This is a genomic window from Nocardioides oceani (assembly GCF_030412965.1).
Classification (GTDB): Bacteria; Actinomycetota; Actinomycetes; order Propionibacteriales; family Nocardioidaceae; genus Nocardioides; species Nocardioides oceani.
In genome coordinates this window covers 1-276 of record NZ_JAUHJQ010000176.1, presented here as the reverse complement: position 1 = coordinate 276, position 276 = coordinate 1, and the positions used below count along the sequence as shown (strand labels likewise).

Annotated in this window: 1 protein-coding gene; it reads right to left on the bottom strand. The window is 64.1% G+C overall.

Going from position 1 to position 276, the window contains the following annotated elements; all coding sequences use genetic code 11:
* Nucleotides 1–229 (bottom strand): hypothetical protein (locus QWY28_RS23730; RefSeq protein WP_300955365.1); only part of this gene is annotated, 229 nt, incomplete at its 3' end.
* Nucleotides 230–276: the final 47 nt, after the last annotated feature.

The window sequence follows — 276 nt, the reverse complement described above, 5'->3', positions numbered from 1 at the left end:
ATGACACACCGTTGGCGGCCGAAAGTGTCCCGCCGGCGACCGTGGTCAGCACCCCCAGATTCGCAAAGCCCATCGATTGCAAGGTGACGGTGTTGGCCCCCACGGTGAGCGATCCATCGAAGTTGAATCCAGCGAAGCTGCTCGTGTCCCCAATCGTCAGGTCTCCTGCCGGCGTAATGGCCGAAGAAGGTTGACCGCTGACGGGCCCGGCGATGGTCGTCGCCGCCACCGTGGCCAGCGTGGCACTTGCGGGGATTGCCAGGGAAGCAAAGGTGG